Here is a 14553-nt window from a genome sequence, read left to right on the forward strand (position 1 = left end):
GATGGCCCGTCTCGCCCAGACCGCCGGTCTGACCGATGTTCAGCAGGAGATTCTCGCCACCGTCCGCGACTTCGTGGACAAGGAGATCATCCCGGTCGCCACCGAGTTGGAGCACCGTGACGAGTACCCGCAGCAGATCGTCGACGGGCTGAAGGAACTCGGCCTGTTCGGTCTGATGATCCCCGAGGAGTACGGGGGTCTGGGCGAGTCCCTGCTCACGTACGCGCTGTGCGTGGAGGAGATCGCCCGCGGCTGGATGTCGGTGTCCGGCATCATCAACACGCACTTCATCGTGGCGTACATGCTCAAGCAGCACGGCACGCAGGAGCAGAAGGAGTACTTCCTGCCGAAGATGGCGGCCGGCGACATCCGCGGCGCCTTCTCCATGTCGGAGCCGGGCCTGGGCTCCGATGTGTCGGCGATCACGTCCAAGGCGGTCAAGGACGGCGACGAGTACGTCCTCAACGGCCAGAAGATGTGGCTGACGAACGGCGGAACGTCCTCGCTGGTCGCCGTTCTGGTGCGAAGTGACGAAGGACACCCCGAGGGCACTCCGCCGCACAAGTCGATGACCACCTTCCTGGTGGAGAAGGAGCCGGGCTTCGGCGAGGTCCGTCCGGGGCTGACCATCCCCGGCAAGATCGACAAGATGGGCTACAAGGGCGTCGACACGACCGAGCTCATCATGGACGGCCTGCGCATTCCGGAGAATCGGGTGCTCGGCGGGGTCACCGGCCGAGGTTTTTACCAAATGATGGACGGCGTCGAGGTCGGCCGGGTCAATGTCGCGGCGCGTGGCTGCGGCGTCGCTCAGCGTGCCTTCGAGCTCGGTGTCCAGTACGCCCAGCAGCGTCACACTTTCGGCAAGCCGATCGCCCAGCACCAGGCCATTCAGTTCAAGCTGGCCGAGATGGCTACCAAGGTGGAGGCCGCGCATGCGATGATGGTCAACGCAGCACGCAAAAAGGACTCCGGGGAACGAAACGACCTCGAGGCAGGCATGGCGAAGTACCTCGCCAGCGAGTACTGCAAGGAGGTCGTGGAGGACGCCTTCCGGATCCACGGCGGCTACGGCTTCTCTAAGGAGTACGAGATCGAGCGCCTCTACCGGGAGGCCCCGATGCTGCTGATCGGTGAAGGCACCGCCGAGATCCAGAAAATGATCATTGGCCGCCGACTGCTCGAAGAGTATCGGTTCCAGGGCTAGATGTCCGGATACGGGGTGTTTTCTTGGAGAACAGGATCACACCCCGTATGCACGTTTCTGGCGCTGACTCGGCTGCCTGGCTTACCCAGTTGCCGCCGGGAGCCGCTACGATCGCCGGAAAGCCGCCGTCCCCCGCAAGTGCGCGGCATCATCCGCTACGAAGGTCATCCATGCCCCACAGCCAAAACTCTGCACCTCGCGACAGCCTCGCCGGCGTACGCCTCGCGCGCGGAGCATCGCCGTGGCTTCTGCCGACCGTCGCCACCGCAGCCGTCAGCCTTCTGCGTGCCCGCCGCTCGGGCGCGGCGAAGGCCATCGCCGTTCCCGCCACCGCGCTGGCGGCCGGGATGCTGTGGTTCTTCCGCGACCCCGAGCGCGAGATCGCCCAGGGCCGGGTCATCTCGCCCGCCGACGGTGTGGTGCAGAGCATCATGCCGTGGAAGGACGGCCGCACCCGAGTCGCCATCTTCATGAGCCCGCTCAACGTCCACGTGAACCGCGCGCCGCTGGCCGGCACGGTCACGTCCGTCGAGCACATCCCCGGTGGTTTCGTTCCCGCCTTCAACAAGGAGAGCGAGAACAACGAGCGGGTGGTGTGGCACTTCGACACCGAGCTCGGCGACATCGAGATGGTCCAGATCGCCGGCGCGGTGGCCCGCCGCATCGTCCCCTACGTGCCGCAGGCCACCAAGGTCGAGCAGGGCGAGCGGATCGGTCTGATCCGGTTCGGCTCGCGGGTCGACATCTACCTGCCCGAGGGCGTGGACGTCGCGGTCGAAGTCGGGCAGAAGACGGTGGCTGGGGTGACTCGCATTGACCGTGATTGATCCGGAGACTCAGGCCGGCTGGGTGCCGGAGGCCGACGAGGACGACGAGGAGGAGATGCCTCTCTCGCTGCGCCTGTCGATAGCGGACACCCTCACCCTGGGCAACGCCACCTGTGGCTTCATGGCGGTGTACTTCACCACCACCGGCATCCTGATCCCGCACCTCACCGGGAGCCAGGAGACCGGCATGGCCCGCCACAGCGCGGCCACCGCGGTGATCCTGATGCTGTGTGCGGCGGTCTTCGACCTCTTCGACGGGCTGGTCGCGCGCAAGCTGCGCAGCTCGCCGATGGGTGCGGAGCTGGACAACCTCTCGGACCTGATCAGCTTCGGCCTGGCGCCGGCGTACTTCGTGCTGGTCTACGGCATGGTCGCGGACGACGCGCACCAGAGGGTGGCCGCGGTCGGGGCGATCGTGGTGCTGCTCGCGGTGGTCCTGCGGCTGGCGAGATTCTCCTGCGTGACGGTCAAGGACGGCACGTTCCAGGGCATGCCGTCGCCGTTCGGGGCGCTGACGGTCGTGTCGATCGTGCTGCTCGAGCTGCCGTTCGTGGCGACGCTGCTGGCGATCCTCGGCACCGCGTGGCTGATGGTGAGCCGCGTCGAGTACCCGAAGCCGCGGGGCCGCCTGGCGGTCGCCATGCTGACCTGGATCGTCCTGTCCATGGGCCTCCTGGCCGCCTGGGCCTTCGACGCCCCGAGCGGCCAGCTGCTCCTCCAGACCGGCTGCGCCCTGCAGCTGGTGATGGGTGCGGTGATCCCCCTGTTCGCCACGGCCCGCCGGGTGAACAACTTCCGCGACAACCGCCGCGAGGCCCGGGCAGCCCAGCTGCCGTAACCCCTCGCCGAGCACATCGGCCCCGGACCATGGAGGTCCGGGGCCGTCTGCTGTGCCGGTGCGCGCCGAGCCCGCCGGAAGGCCCGGCCACCTCCGCGGGTGGCCGAGACGGGTGGGCCGGCCGGGAAACGGTCAGGTCAGGAAGTCGCGGGCGATCCGTTCGGCCGTGCGCTCCAGGACGGGGCCCGCTTCGGTGATGCACTTCTGCACGTCCGGCTCGATGTCCGTGAGCGCGTAGGCCCTGCGGATCCCGGCCTTGCCGAGGGTCTCCGGGGGCAGGGCCAGGCGGCCGCACACCGCGACGACCTCCTTGCCCGCCGCGCGTGCCGCCGAGGCCACCCCGGCCGGGGCCTTGCCGTGCAGGGTCTGCTGATCCAGGGAGCCCTCCCCCGTGATCACCAGGTCGGCCCGCTCCAGCGCCGGGGCGAAGCCCAGGACGTCCAGCATGACCTCGATGCCCGGCCGGAACCGCGCCCCGACCAGCAGCGCGCCGTAGCCGATGCCGCCGGCCGCGCCCGCGCCGGGCGAGGCGGCCAGCTCGGCGGCCTTCGCGCCCAGCTCCCCCTCCAGCACCTTCGCGAAGTGCGCCAGCGCCGCGTCCAGGCGTTCCACATCCTCCGGCGACGCCCCCTTCTGCGGGCCGTAGACCGCCGGCGCGCCCTTCGGGCCGGTGAGCGGATTGTCGACGTCGCTGGCGAGGACGAACTCGACCGAGGAGAGCCGATCGTCCAGGCCGGACAGGTCCGCGCTCGCCAGTTCGGCGAGACCGCCGCCGCCCGGCGCCACCGGCTCCCCGTCGGCCTTCAGGAACCGCGCGCCCAGCGCGGACAGCATGCCCGCGCCGCCGTCCGTGGTGGCGCTGCCGCCCACCCCGAACACGATGGTCCGCGCACCCGCGTCCAGCGCGGCCCGCAGCAGCTCGCCCGAGCCGTACGTGGTCGCCGTGAGCGGCGCGAGGACGCCCTCCGGCAGCCGCTGGAGGCCGCTCGCCTCCGCCATCTCCACGACCGCGGTGCCCTCGCGCAGCGCGTACGCCGCGGTCACCTGGTCGCCGGTGGGACCGGTGACCCGCACCTCCCGCCGCCCGAATCCCGCCGCCACCGCCGCCGCCACCGTGCCGTCGCCGCCGTCGGCGACCGGCAGCGCCTCGACCTGGACGCCCGGCACGACCCTGCGAAGCCCGGCCGCCACCCGCTCGGCGACCTCCACGGCCGTCAAGGAGCCCTTGAACTTGTCCGCGGCGACGAGCACCCGCTGAGCCGGCCGCGCCGACTGCTCGGACCAGGTACCGCTGACTGCGTCAGCCACTTGTCTTCCCCTCGCTACTCGGGCCCGCGCACGCCGTGCACGGGCCAGTCGCGCCGCTGTGACCTTAACCTTCGCTCCCCGTCCCCGTCATTCCCCGCCCGCCCCGTGGACGGCGGTCAGAGCCTGCCCGTGCGGCGTGGTCCGCGCGGGCCTGCCCGTGCGGCGTGGTCCGCGCGGGCCTGCCCGTGCGGCGTGGTCGGTATGGGCTGAACGGCGCGAGCCGTCCGGCCGCGTGCGGAATCCGCTGCGAGGGGTAGACCGAAGCCATGACCGACGTCATGACCGCCGCGCGCACCGCGGCAGGAAAGCCGGACCTGGCCGACCGCATCCTCGGAGGCTGGCTCGGCCGGATCGCCGGCAACATGCTGGGCAAGCCGGTCGAGCGGGGCCACGTGTGGACACGGCAGCGCATCGACCGCTATCTGCGCCAGGCCGGCGCCCTCCCCCTGACCGACTACATCCCCGAGCCGCTCACCGAGGGCATGGCCGAGGATCTGCGCCCGGAGTGGCGCGCGTGCGTGCGCGGCCGCATCCACGGCAGCTGCCGCGACGACGACGTCGACTACGCCGTCCTGGGCCTGGACCTGCTGGAGACCCACGGCTTCGGCTTCACCACCGAGCAGGTCGGCGACCTGTGGCTGCGGCGGCTGCCGTACCTGCAGACCTTCACCGCGGAACGCGCCGCCTACCGGAACCTCGCAAGCGGCCTCAGACCCCCGCTGACCGCCACGTTCGACAACCCGTACCAGGAGTGGATCGGCGCCCTGATCCGTGCGGACATCCATGGCTGGACCTCCCCCGGCGCCCCGCGCCGGGCCGCCGCCCTGGCCCGCCGCGACGCGGTGCTGTCCCACACCGGCAACGGCGTGTACGGGGCGATGTGGGCCGCGGCGCTGATCGCGGCGGCGTTCACCGCGCCCACGGTGCGGGACGCCGTGGAGGAGGCGCTCACGGTGATCCCGCCGAGCTGCCGCCTGGCCCGCACCGTCCGCCGGGTGGCCTCCCTGCACGAGACCGGCCTGTCCTGGGAGGAGACCCTGAACACGCTGGAGGCGGAGACGGCAGGGCTGAACTGGGTCCACGTCGTCCCCAATGCCGCCGTGCTCACCGCCGGACTGCTGCACGGCGACGGCGACTTCACCCGCACCATCGCCCTGACCGTCCGCGGCGGCCTGGACACCGACTCCAACGGGGCCACCGCCGGCTCGGTGGCGGGCGTCCTGTGCGGCGCCGCGGCCATCCCCCGGCAGTGGAAGGACCCCCTGGAGGACACCGTGCGCAGCGCGGTCTTCGGCTTCGACGGTGTCCGCATCAGCGAACTCGCCGAGCGCACCCTGCGGCTGGCACAGGGATCCGAGGCGTAGGACCGACGGCGGAGGCCGTAGAAGCCCGGGGTCCGAGGGGGCCGGTGCCCCTCCGGGCCCGGCGTCAGGACGCTCTGCACCGTCGACCGGGAGCTGATGGTGGCAGCGGATTCGCTGGGGGATCCGGCTGGACCTCGGCGGCATCGCCACGGCCCGCGGCCAGGAGCACCACGCCCTGCTGTTCATCGGCGCCGCCGAGGCCAACGGCGACCACGGCTGCGGCATCCGGGTGCACCGCCGAGGGCCCGCGACTGAGCGCGGGGTTCCGTACGCGGCCTTCGCCCGTCCGTGCCCGGGCGCATGCGACGCGCGATGCCGGTCACGGGACCGGCGTGTGCTGCCGTGCGCCGGGGCAGGCGGGCCGTCGTCGCCGCAGGCAGGACCGGGCGCGCCGTTACCCTGCCGATATGACCACCACCGGCATCACCAGCGACACCACCAGCGACACCACCACGGCCTCCGGCACCGACGACGCACAGGACTTCGCCGCCTACCTCGCCGGCCTCCCGCGGATCTTCGCCGGGGCCGCCGCCCTGTTCCGGGACACGCAGGGACGGGTGCTGCTGGTGGAGCCGAACTACCGGGAGGGGTGGGCGCTGCCGGGCGGCACGATCGAGTCGGACGACGGAGAGACCCCGCGGCAAGGTGCGCGGCGCGAGACGGCCGAGGAGATCGGCCTGAACCGGGAGCCGGGCCGCCTGCTGGCGGTCGACTGGGTGAGCGGCGAGGGCCGGCCGCCGATGGTGGCGTACCTCTACGACGGCGGGGTGCTCGACGAGAAGGACCTGGCCGCGATCCACCTGCAGGAGGAGGAGCTGCTGTCCTGGAAGCTGGTGCCGCGCGAGGAGCTGACCGCTCACCTTCCGGGTGCCCTCGGCCGCCGTGTCCTCGCCGCGCTCGACGTGCTCGACACCGGCGCGGGCACCGCCGAGCTGGAGGACGGCAACCCGGTGCGCTGACGGCGATCCGCGTCCCGGACGGCAGACGAACCCGGGCTCCCCGCGTATCCGCTCGCCGCGCCGCTCCGCACCGCCCTACCCTCGCCCCATGAGCAAGCCCCTCGTCGCCCTCCTCACCGGCGCCGGCGTCAGCACCGACTCCGGCATCCCCGACTACCGCGGCCCCAACGGGCTGTGGCGCAGCGACCCGGAGGCGGAGAAGCTCGTCACGTACGAGTACTACATGAGCGACCCGGAGATCCGGCGGCGCTCCTGGCGGATGCGGCGCGAGAACGGGACGCTGTCGGCCGAGCCCAACGCCGCGCACCGCGCCGTCGCGGACCTCGAGCGCTCCGGGATCCCGGTGCGCGTGATCACGCAGAACGTCGACGGACTGCACCAGCTGGCCGGCATGCCCGGCCGCAAGGTTCTCGAGCTGCACGGCAACGCCCGCACAGTGGTGTGCACCTCCTGTCACGCCCGCAGCTCCCTGGCGGAGGCCCTGGCCCGGCTGGAGGCGGGCGAGGACGATCCGCCGTGCCGTGCGTGCGGGGGCATCCTCAAGACGGCGACCGTGATGTTCGGGGAGGCGCTCGACCCCGAGGTGCTGAGCGAGGCCGTCGCCATCGCCAAGGCCTGCGCGGTCTTCATCGCCGCCGGCACCAGCCTCCAGGTCCAGCCCGCCGCCGGTCTCGCGGGCGTGGCCGCCGACCACGGCGCCCGCCTGATCATCGTCAACGCGGAGCCGACGCCGTACGACGACCTGGCGGACGAGGTGATCCGCGCCCCCATCGGCACCGCACTCCCCCGCCTCCTCCGCCGGATCACCGCCGAGAGCGCCTCCTGACGCCTGCTCAAGCCCCGTTGCCGCCGATCCGCTTGTCAGCGGCGCCGGCGTTGCCGCACGCGGTGGTCGCCGCGGCGCGGTGGAGGGTGGGCGGGTGAGGCGGGACGGGCGGGGTTCCACCGCCCCGGGCGTGGCGCTCCAGGTCGAGCAGCTGCTGTTTGCGGTGGAGGCCGCCGCCGTAGCCGGTGAGGCTGCCGGTGGAGCCGATGACTCGGTGGCAGGGGATGATGATGCTGATCGGGTTGCGGCCGTTGGCGAGGCCGACGGCGCGGGAGGACCTGGGGTTGCCGAGGGTGGCGGCGAGCCGGCCGTAGGTGCGGGTCTCGCCGTAGGGGATGCGGGTGAGCTCGGCCCAGACGCGGCGCTGGAACGGGGTGCCGTGGGGGCGGAGTTCGACGGTGAAACAGGTCAGGGCGCCGGCGAAGTAGGCGGAGAGCTGGTCGCGGACCTCGGCGAAGGGGGTGGCCGCGGGGCCGGTGCGGGGGCCGAAGGTCTCCTCGGGTGGGCGGTGGCGGTGGTCGGTCATGTAGAGGCCGCAGAGGACGCCGTCGTCGGCGACGAGGGTGAGGGGGCCGCAGGGGCTGTCGATGACGGTGTGTTGCTTCATCCTCATCCGGGGATCCGTACCTGTCGTCATGCCGGGATGGAGTTGATGGGGTGGTCGTCGGTGGACCAGAGGTACTGGACGGCATAGGCGCGCCAGGGACGCCAGGGCTCGGCGTGGGCGGTGAGGGCGGCCGGGGTCGAGGGGAGGCCGAGGTGCCGGGCGGCACGGCGGACGCCCAGGTCGGTGGGGAGGAAGGCGTCGGGGTCGCCGAGGGCTCGCATGGCGATGACGTCGGCGGTCCAGGGGCCGAAGCCGGGGAGGGCGAGGAGGCGGGTGCGGGTCTCGGGCCAGTCGCTCTCCTCGCCCAGGTGGAGGGTGCCGTCGGCGAGTCGGCGGACGAGGGTGAGCAGGGTGGTGCGCCGGGTGCGGGGCAGGGCGAGGGCGTCCGGGTCCAGTCCGGCCAGGTGTTCCGGGGAGGGGAACAGGTGGGTGAGGCCGCCCTCGGGGTCGTCGACGGGTTCGCCGTGCGCGGTGACCAGGCGGGCGGCGTGGGTGCGGGCGGCGGCGGTCGACACCTGCTGGCCGAGGACGGCCCGTACGGCGAACTCCGCGGCGTCGACGGTGCGGGGGACGCGTCGGCCGGGCGCCTTGTCGACCAGGGGTGCCAGGGCCGGGTCGGTGCGGAGCCGGTCGTCGATCGCGACGGGGTCGGCGTCCAGGTCGAGCAGGCGGCGGCAGCGGCTGATCGCGACGGGGAGGTCGCGCAGGTCGCCGAGGGTGAGGCGGCAGGCGATGTGGCCGGGGCGCGGGGCGAGGGCGACGATGCCGTGGGCGTGGGGCAGGCGGAGGGTGCGCCGGTAGGCGCCGTCGCGCCACTCCTCCACTCCGGGCACGGCGGTGGCGGCGAGGTGGCCGAAGAGGTTGTCGGGGGTGAGCGGGGCGCGGAACGGCAGGCGGAGGGTCAGGGCGCCGGGGACGGGGCCGTTGCGGCCGGCGGGTGAGGTCCGGGGGGCCGGCGGCGAGGTGCGGGTGCGCAGTTCGCTCGGGGTGAGTGCATAGACCTGGCGGACGGTGTCGTTGAAGGTGCGGATGGAGGAGAAGCCCGCGGCGAAGGCGATCCGCGCCATGGGCAGATCGGTGGTCTCGATGAGCAGGCGTGCGGTCCGGGCACGCTGGGCCCGGGCCAGGGCGAGGGGGCCCGCGCCCAGCTCGGCCCGCAGCTGGCGTTCGATCTGCCGGGCGCTGTAGCCGAGGCGGGCGGCGAGGCCGGGAACGCCCTCGCGGTCCACGACTCCGTCGGCGATCAGTCGCATGGCGCGGGCCACCAGGTCGGCGCGCCGGTTCCATTCCGGTGAGCCGGGGCTGGTGTCGGGGCGGCAGCGTTTGCAGGCCCGGAATCCGGCCTCCTGGCAGGCTGCCGCGCTCGGGTAGAAGACCATGTTGCGCGGCTTGGGCGGCACCACCGGGCAGCTGGGCCGGCAGTAGACGCCGGTGGTCAGGACGGCGGTGAAGAACCAGCCGTCGAAGCGCGCGTCCTTCGACCGGACGGCGCGTACGCAGCGCTCGGTGTCGGTGTGCATCCCCTGGTGCATGGTTCCAGCATCGGCGACACGGGCCGCCAGTGCTGGCGGGAATCCGACATGGTGGTGGTGTGGGCTGCGGGGTCGTGGTTCGCCGTTCGCGAGGCGAAGCGGGTGTCAGTCCTCCGCGGTGGGCCGGCGGGAGAGTCCGGTCGCGTGGCGTACGTCGGTCAGGGGGCGCAGCCGGTAGGTGTACCGGTAGTCGCGGTCGGGGAGGAGTTTGTACTCGTCGTGGGTGTGAGCGCCCCAGCTGTTGTCGCCGCCGACACCCATCTGCCGGTGGTTCACCCGTAGGACGACCGCGTCCCGCGGGGTGAGCTGGTAGTCGTGGCGCACGCCGCAGGACAGGTCCTCAGGGGTGAAGTGGGAGGCGTTGATCTCCACGAGTGGTTCGCCGGAGACGAGCAGGCCGGTGCCGTCGCGCCCGGTGAGGGCGGCCCAGCGCACATCGGTCCGGTTGCCGTTCTCCTGGGGGCGCAGATAGGGGGTCCACTGGTCGGCGACGGTACCGGAGTGGAGTCCGACGTCGGTGCCGTCGGCGCGGTCCCAGTGGTTCTCCTCGGGGCCGCGGCCGTAGTAGTGCAGCTGGTCCAGGCCGCGTGGCAGGAGGAGCAGGGTGCCGACCTCGGGGATGTAGGGGAGGGCGGCGGAGCCGGGGTGCAGGGTGTTGCCGACCTTGATCTCGCCGTTGCCGAAGACGGTGTAGGTGGTGCCGTAGGCCGATGCGGTGGTGGTGGGGAGGGTGCCGGTGACGGTGATCCGTACGGCCCGGTCGCGCAGGGTGCGCACCTCGACCCCGGTGACCTTGCGCCGGGTTCCGGCGTCGCGCCAGGTCTGGTTGCGGGTGTGGTGGCCGTTGCCGCGGTCGTTGTCGGTGGGGGCGCGCCAGAAGTTGGGCACCGGGCCGGAGGTGATCAGGCGGACGCCGTGGGCCCGGTAGGAGGTGATGGTGCCGCTGCGTTTGTCGACGGTGAGGGAGAAGTCCTCGCCGGTGACGGTGATCCGGCGCTCGTCCTCGTCGTGGCGGAGTGCCGGGACGCGGTCCAGCGGTACGGGGGTCACGGGCGGGGCGCCGGCGTCGAGCGGGAGCTGCTGTGCGGCGATCTCGAAGCCCGGGTCGGCCCAAGGGGTGCGTTCCCTGGTGGTGAAGGACAGTTTCAGGAAGTACTCGGTGCCGGGTGCCGGGCTGCGCGGCAGCCGGACGGGCAGGGTGATGTCCTTGCTGGACCGCGGCGGCACGTTCAGCTGCTCGCGGGTCAGCCGCCCGCGCTGGACGGCTCTGCCGTCGGCGACGAGGGTCCAGTGGCCGTCGAAGGCGCGCAGGTTGGTGAAGAGGTACTCGTTGGTGAGGGTCAGCCGGCCCGAGGTGAGGGTGTCGCCGTCGGCCGGGCGGGCGTGGGCCGCCTGGTAGACGCGTTTGACCTCGGCGGCCTTGCCGGTGTGGCGGCGGTCGGCGGTGATGATGCCGTCGCCGGCGAAGGCGCCGTCGTTGGGGTTGTCGCCCCAGTCACCGCCGTAGGCGAGGAAGGTGCGGTCCTTCGGCCGCTCGCGGGTGACGCGGACGTCGGCCGCGTCGAACCAGAAGCGGACGCCCTCGTCGCCGGGGCGGCGGGCGTCGGAGGCGAGTTCGGCGGCGGTCAGGGCGCGGGCGTAGACGCGGGCCCGGCGGATGGTGCCGCTGAACTCGCGGGTGGGGTTGTCGACGTCGGTGGCGAGGGAGAGCGGTGCGGTGTCGGGGTCCGGGCGGCGGGTGGTGGTGCGGGTGGCCCGTACGGTGCCGTCGACGTGCAGGGTGAGGGTGCCGGCGTCGGCGTCGTAGACGCCCGCGATGTGGTGCTCGCGGCCGGTCCAGCCGTCCGGGAGGTCCCAGGCGGCGCTGATCCACTGGCCGTCGGCGTGGATGAAGAACTCGAGCCGCCGGTCGGTCTGTTTGAGCGCGTACTGGGTGTCGCCCTTGGCGATCACCGGCTGGTGGTAGCCGGTGAACTCCGGGGTGACCCACGCCTCCAGCGTCAGTGATCCGGTGAGGTCCAGGCGCTCGTCGCGGGCGAAGACGGTGCCGCCGGACAGGCCCTCGTCCCGGCTGAAGGAACCGCTGGGGTTGACGATCTCGCCGTGCAGTGAGGCGGGGCCGGACTCGGTGAACAGAATGCGCTCGGGGGCCGGGTGGCGCAGGGCCTGGTCGGCGAAGTCCCAGATCCAGCCGCCCTGGAGGACGTCGTGACGGCGCACCACGTCCCAGTACTTCGTGAGGTTGCCGTTGGAGTTGCCCATTCCGTGCGCGTACTCGATCATCACGTAGGGCCGGGTGTCCGCCGGGTCCTCGGCCCTGGCCTCGACGCGGGAGGGGCTCTCGTACATCTTGGAGCGGATGTCGCTGATGCCGGGGCGGTCGTCGCCCTCGTACTGGATGACGCGGGTGGGGTCGTAGGAGCGGATCCAGTCGTGCATCGCGGTGAAGGTGCTGCCGCCGCCGGCCTCGTTGCCGAGGGACCAGATGACCACGCAGGCGTGGTTCTTGTCGCGGTGGACCATGTTCTGCGCGCGGGCCACGCAGGCCGCGGTCCAGTCGGGGTGGTCGCCGGGGTACTCGCCGCGGATGCCGTGGGTCTCGAGGTTGGTCTCGTCGACGAGGTAGAGCCCGTACTCGTCGGCGAGTTCCAGCCAGAGCGGGTTGTCCGGGTAGTGCGAGGTGCGCACGGAGTTGATGTTGAGCCGTTTGATGATGCGGATGTCCTTCACCATGTCCTCGCGGGTGAGGGACATGCCGCGCTCCGGGTGCATCTCGTGGCGGTTCACGCCCCGGAAGGAGACCGGCTTGCCGTTGATGCGCATCAGGCCGTCCTTGAGCGCGAACTCCCGCAGGCCGACGCGGTGCGAGAGGGTCTCGACGACCTTGCCCGAAGGGTCGCGGAGCTGGAGGACGGCGGTGTAGAGGTAGGGGTCCTCGGCGGACCAGAGCCGCGGTCCGGGCACGGCCCGGGCGGCCTCGACGGTGACGTCCTGCCCGGCGGGCGCGGAGGTGACGTCGGCGGTCCGGCGCAGCGGGTGGGACCACACGGCGTGGCCCCGGGCGTCGTAGAGCTGCACCTCGACGGTGTGCTCCCCCGTCCGGCGGGCCGCCTGCGTGCAGGCCCGCACCTGTGCCGTCACCCGGAGCTCGGCCGAGCGGTAGTCGTCGCCGAGCACGGGGTCCAGCTTGAAGTCGCGCAGCTGCACGGCCGGGGCGGAGTACAGGTAGACCGAGCGGAAGATGCCGCTCAGCCGGATCATGTCCTGGTCCTCGAGCCAGTCGCCGTCGGAGTAGCGGTATACCTCCACGGCGATCTGGTTGGTGCCCGGCTTGAGCTGCTCGGTGATGTCGTACTCGGCGGGGGTGTAGGAGTCCTCGCTGTAGCCGACGAGTTCGCCGTTGATCCACACGTAGTGGGCGGACTTGACGCCCTCGAAGTGCAGGAAGGTGCGCCGCCCCGACCAGCCGCGGGGCACGGTGAAGGTGCGCCGGTACTGGCCGACGGGGTTGTAGCGGGTCGGTGCGGCGGGCGGCTGGGCGTCCTCCCCCCGGCCGTTGGGGCCCCACCAGGGGTAGTCGATGTTGACGTAGACCGGGCGGTCGTAGCCGTGCAGCTGCCAGCAGGAGGGGACGGGGATGGTGTCCCAGTCGCTGTCGTCGAGATCGGTGCGGTGGAAGTCGGGGTCCCGGTCGTCGGGCCGCTCGGTGTGGGCGAACTTCCAGTGTCCGTCGAGGCTCAGCCGGTAGGGCGAGCGGGTGCGGTCGGCCGCCAGGGCCTGCTCGAGGTCCGCGTACGGCATCAGGGTGGTGTGCGGGGGTTCGGTGCCCACCCGGAAGACGGAGATGCGGCCGTTCCATTCGGGGGCGCCGGCCGGGTCGGGGGCGGCCGACGGACGCCGCTGGGCGGCCCGCGCGGTGCCGGGGAGCGCGGTGGCGAGGGTGAGGGCGCCGAGGGCGGCGGCACCGGACTCCAGCAGCCGGCGCCGGCTGACGGGCGTGACGGGCAGGTGCGGCATGGCGTGGCCTTCCTCGGTACGACAGAGAGCTGCGCGGACTGAGGGCGAAACGCGTTGCTGCGGGCGCGGATCACACCTGGTGGTGACGGAGTAACCACTGAGCCAGGGTCACCCTAGGACTCGAACAGGATCGAAGCAATCGCCCCGTCCAGATCTGTTCGCTCTTGATGGTTCCCGGGTGACGGTTTCCCGATGCGGCGTCAAGCGCCCGCTGCCGCACGCGTTCTGACGTTCCGTCGGCTGACGGATGTCAGGCGGTGCGCCGCGTCCCCGCGAGCACGCAGTCCCCGCACAGGCCACCGCCGGGCAGGCGGTAGTAGAGGCAGCAGCTGCGGCGGCGGAAGGAGGGGCTCCCGTCGGCGGTCACGGTGAGGGTTCCGGTGCCGGCGAGCGGTTCGCGGTCGAGCAGGGTGCGGACGAGGCCCGTGACCGGTCGCGGCGGGGCGTGGCCGAGCAGTACGCGCAGCGCGCCGACCAGCGCCGAGGCGGAGTTGCCGCGCAGGACGTGGGGCGACAGCCCGCACAGCCGCCGGACGGCGGCGTTCAGCGGCTCCAGATTGCGCAGGACCACGGTGTCGAGGAGGGCGGCGGGCCGGGACGGCAGTGCGCGGGGCGCGGGCAGCCACAGATCGACGGGACCGGTCGGCGGCGTGCGCCACCGCAGCCGCGCCGGGTCGAGGTCGGGCACGGTCCCGGTGAACGCGGCGGCGGCGAGGGCGACCGACCAGAGCCGGGCGGCCAGGCCCAGCTGGAAGGTGGAGGCCGCCACCCGGATCTGGCCGGTTCCCGTCCGCCGGGCCACCTCCCCCACCCGCGCGCCGAGCACGTCCGCATCGCCGTGGAGCAGGGTCAGCGGCCGGAAGCCGTCCGGATCCGGATGCTCGCCGTAGGTGACGGCGAAGTAGGGTCCGAGGTCCGGGATGCGATGCCAGGGGGCGGTGGTCTCCATGAAGCCATCGTCCCGCCCGGCCGGAGGGACCGGCCGGAGGAGGGGGGCGGAAACAGTGCCGGAGAGGCAGCTCACAGGCGCGAAGAGGTCAAGGTCACAGCCGTTTCCCCTGCAGGTCC

Annotated in this window: 11 protein-coding genes; 6 read left to right on the forward strand and 5 right to left on the reverse strand. The window is 72.5% G+C overall.

Annotated elements, in window-relative coordinates; all coding sequences use genetic code 11:
* The first annotated feature begins 1 nt into the window (after position 1).
* The 3 genes from HCJ93_RS23995 (at position 2) to pssA (ending at position 2872) form a co-directional block, all read left to right on the forward strand.
* Positions 2–1207 carry an acyl-CoA dehydrogenase family protein gene (locus tag HCJ93_RS23995; RefSeq protein WP_167997879.1) on the forward strand — a complete coding sequence of 402 codons (1206 nt, stop codon included), beginning with the start codon at positions 2–4 and terminating at the stop codon, positions 1205–1207.
* Positions 1208–1377: 170 nt separating this feature from the next.
* Entirely contained in the window at positions 1378–2034 is a 657-nt protein-coding gene (locus HCJ93_RS24000; protein WP_167997880.1) for a phosphatidylserine decarboxylase, read from the forward strand.
* 22 nt (positions 2035–2056) lie between these two features.
* A complete protein-coding gene (gene pssA / locus HCJ93_RS24005; RefSeq protein ID WP_167997911.1) occupies positions 2057–2872 on the forward strand; it encodes a CDP-diacylglycerol--serine O-phosphatidyltransferase in 816 nt (271 codons plus the stop codon).
* 132 nt (positions 2873–3004) lie between these two features.
* On the opposite strand, the gene HCJ93_RS24010 is transcribed toward pssA, so the two are convergent.
* Positions 3005–4123 carry a glycerate kinase gene (locus HCJ93_RS24010; RefSeq protein WP_167997912.1) on the reverse strand — a complete coding sequence of 373 codons (1119 nt, stop codon included), beginning with the start codon at positions 4121–4123 and terminating at the stop codon, positions 3005–3007.
* Between the two features lie 323 nt (positions 4124–4446).
* On the opposite strand from HCJ93_RS24010, the gene HCJ93_RS24015 reads away from it, so the two are divergent.
* The 3 genes from HCJ93_RS24015 (at position 4447) to HCJ93_RS24025 (ending at position 7329) form a co-directional block, all read left to right on the forward strand.
* A complete protein-coding gene (locus HCJ93_RS24015; protein ID WP_373563608.1) occupies positions 4447–5544 on the forward strand; it encodes an ADP-ribosylglycohydrolase family protein in 1098 nt (365 codons plus the stop codon).
* 407 nt (positions 5545–5951) lie between these two features.
* Entirely contained in the window at positions 5952–6503 is a 552-nt protein-coding gene (locus HCJ93_RS24020) for an NUDIX domain-containing protein (RefSeq protein WP_167997881.1), read from the forward strand.
* A gap of 88 nt (positions 6504–6591) precedes the next feature.
* Positions 6592–7329, forward strand: a complete 738-nt coding sequence (locus tag HCJ93_RS24025) for an SIR2 family NAD-dependent protein deacylase (protein WP_167997882.1) — start codon at positions 6592–6594, stop codon at positions 7327–7329.
* A gap of 7 nt (positions 7330–7336) precedes the next feature.
* Here the strand turns inward: HCJ93_RS24025 and HCJ93_RS24030 are convergent, their stop codons facing one another.
* From HCJ93_RS24030 to HCJ93_RS24045, 4 genes are all read right to left on the reverse strand, one after another.
* Positions 7337–7936, reverse strand: a complete 600-nt coding sequence (locus HCJ93_RS24030) for a methylated-DNA--[protein]-cysteine S-methyltransferase (RefSeq protein WP_167997914.1) — start codon at positions 7934–7936, stop codon at positions 7337–7339.
* A 26-nt stretch (positions 7937–7962) separates the two neighbouring features.
* Positions 7963–9456, reverse strand: a complete 1494-nt coding sequence (locus HCJ93_RS24035; RefSeq protein ID WP_167997915.1) for an AlkA N-terminal domain-containing protein — start codon at positions 9454–9456, stop codon at positions 7963–7965.
* A gap of 117 nt (positions 9457–9573) precedes the next feature.
* The gene (locus HCJ93_RS24040; protein ID WP_167997883.1) at positions 9574–13485 is read right to left on the reverse strand and encodes a glycoside hydrolase family 2 TIM barrel-domain containing protein; all 3912 of its coding nucleotides are present in this window, start codon (positions 13483–13485) and stop codon (positions 9574–9576) included.
* Positions 13486–13735: 250 nt separating this feature from the next.
* The gene (locus tag HCJ93_RS24045; RefSeq protein ID WP_167997884.1) at positions 13736–14434 is read right to left on the reverse strand and encodes a (2Fe-2S)-binding protein; all 699 of its coding nucleotides are present in this window, start codon (positions 14432–14434) and stop codon (positions 13736–13738) included.
* Positions 14435–14553 lie beyond the last annotated feature (119 nt).

The organism is Streptomyces composti, assembly GCF_012034205.1.
Lineage (GTDB): Bacteria > Actinomycetota > Actinomycetes > Streptomycetales > Streptomycetaceae > Streptomyces > Streptomyces composti.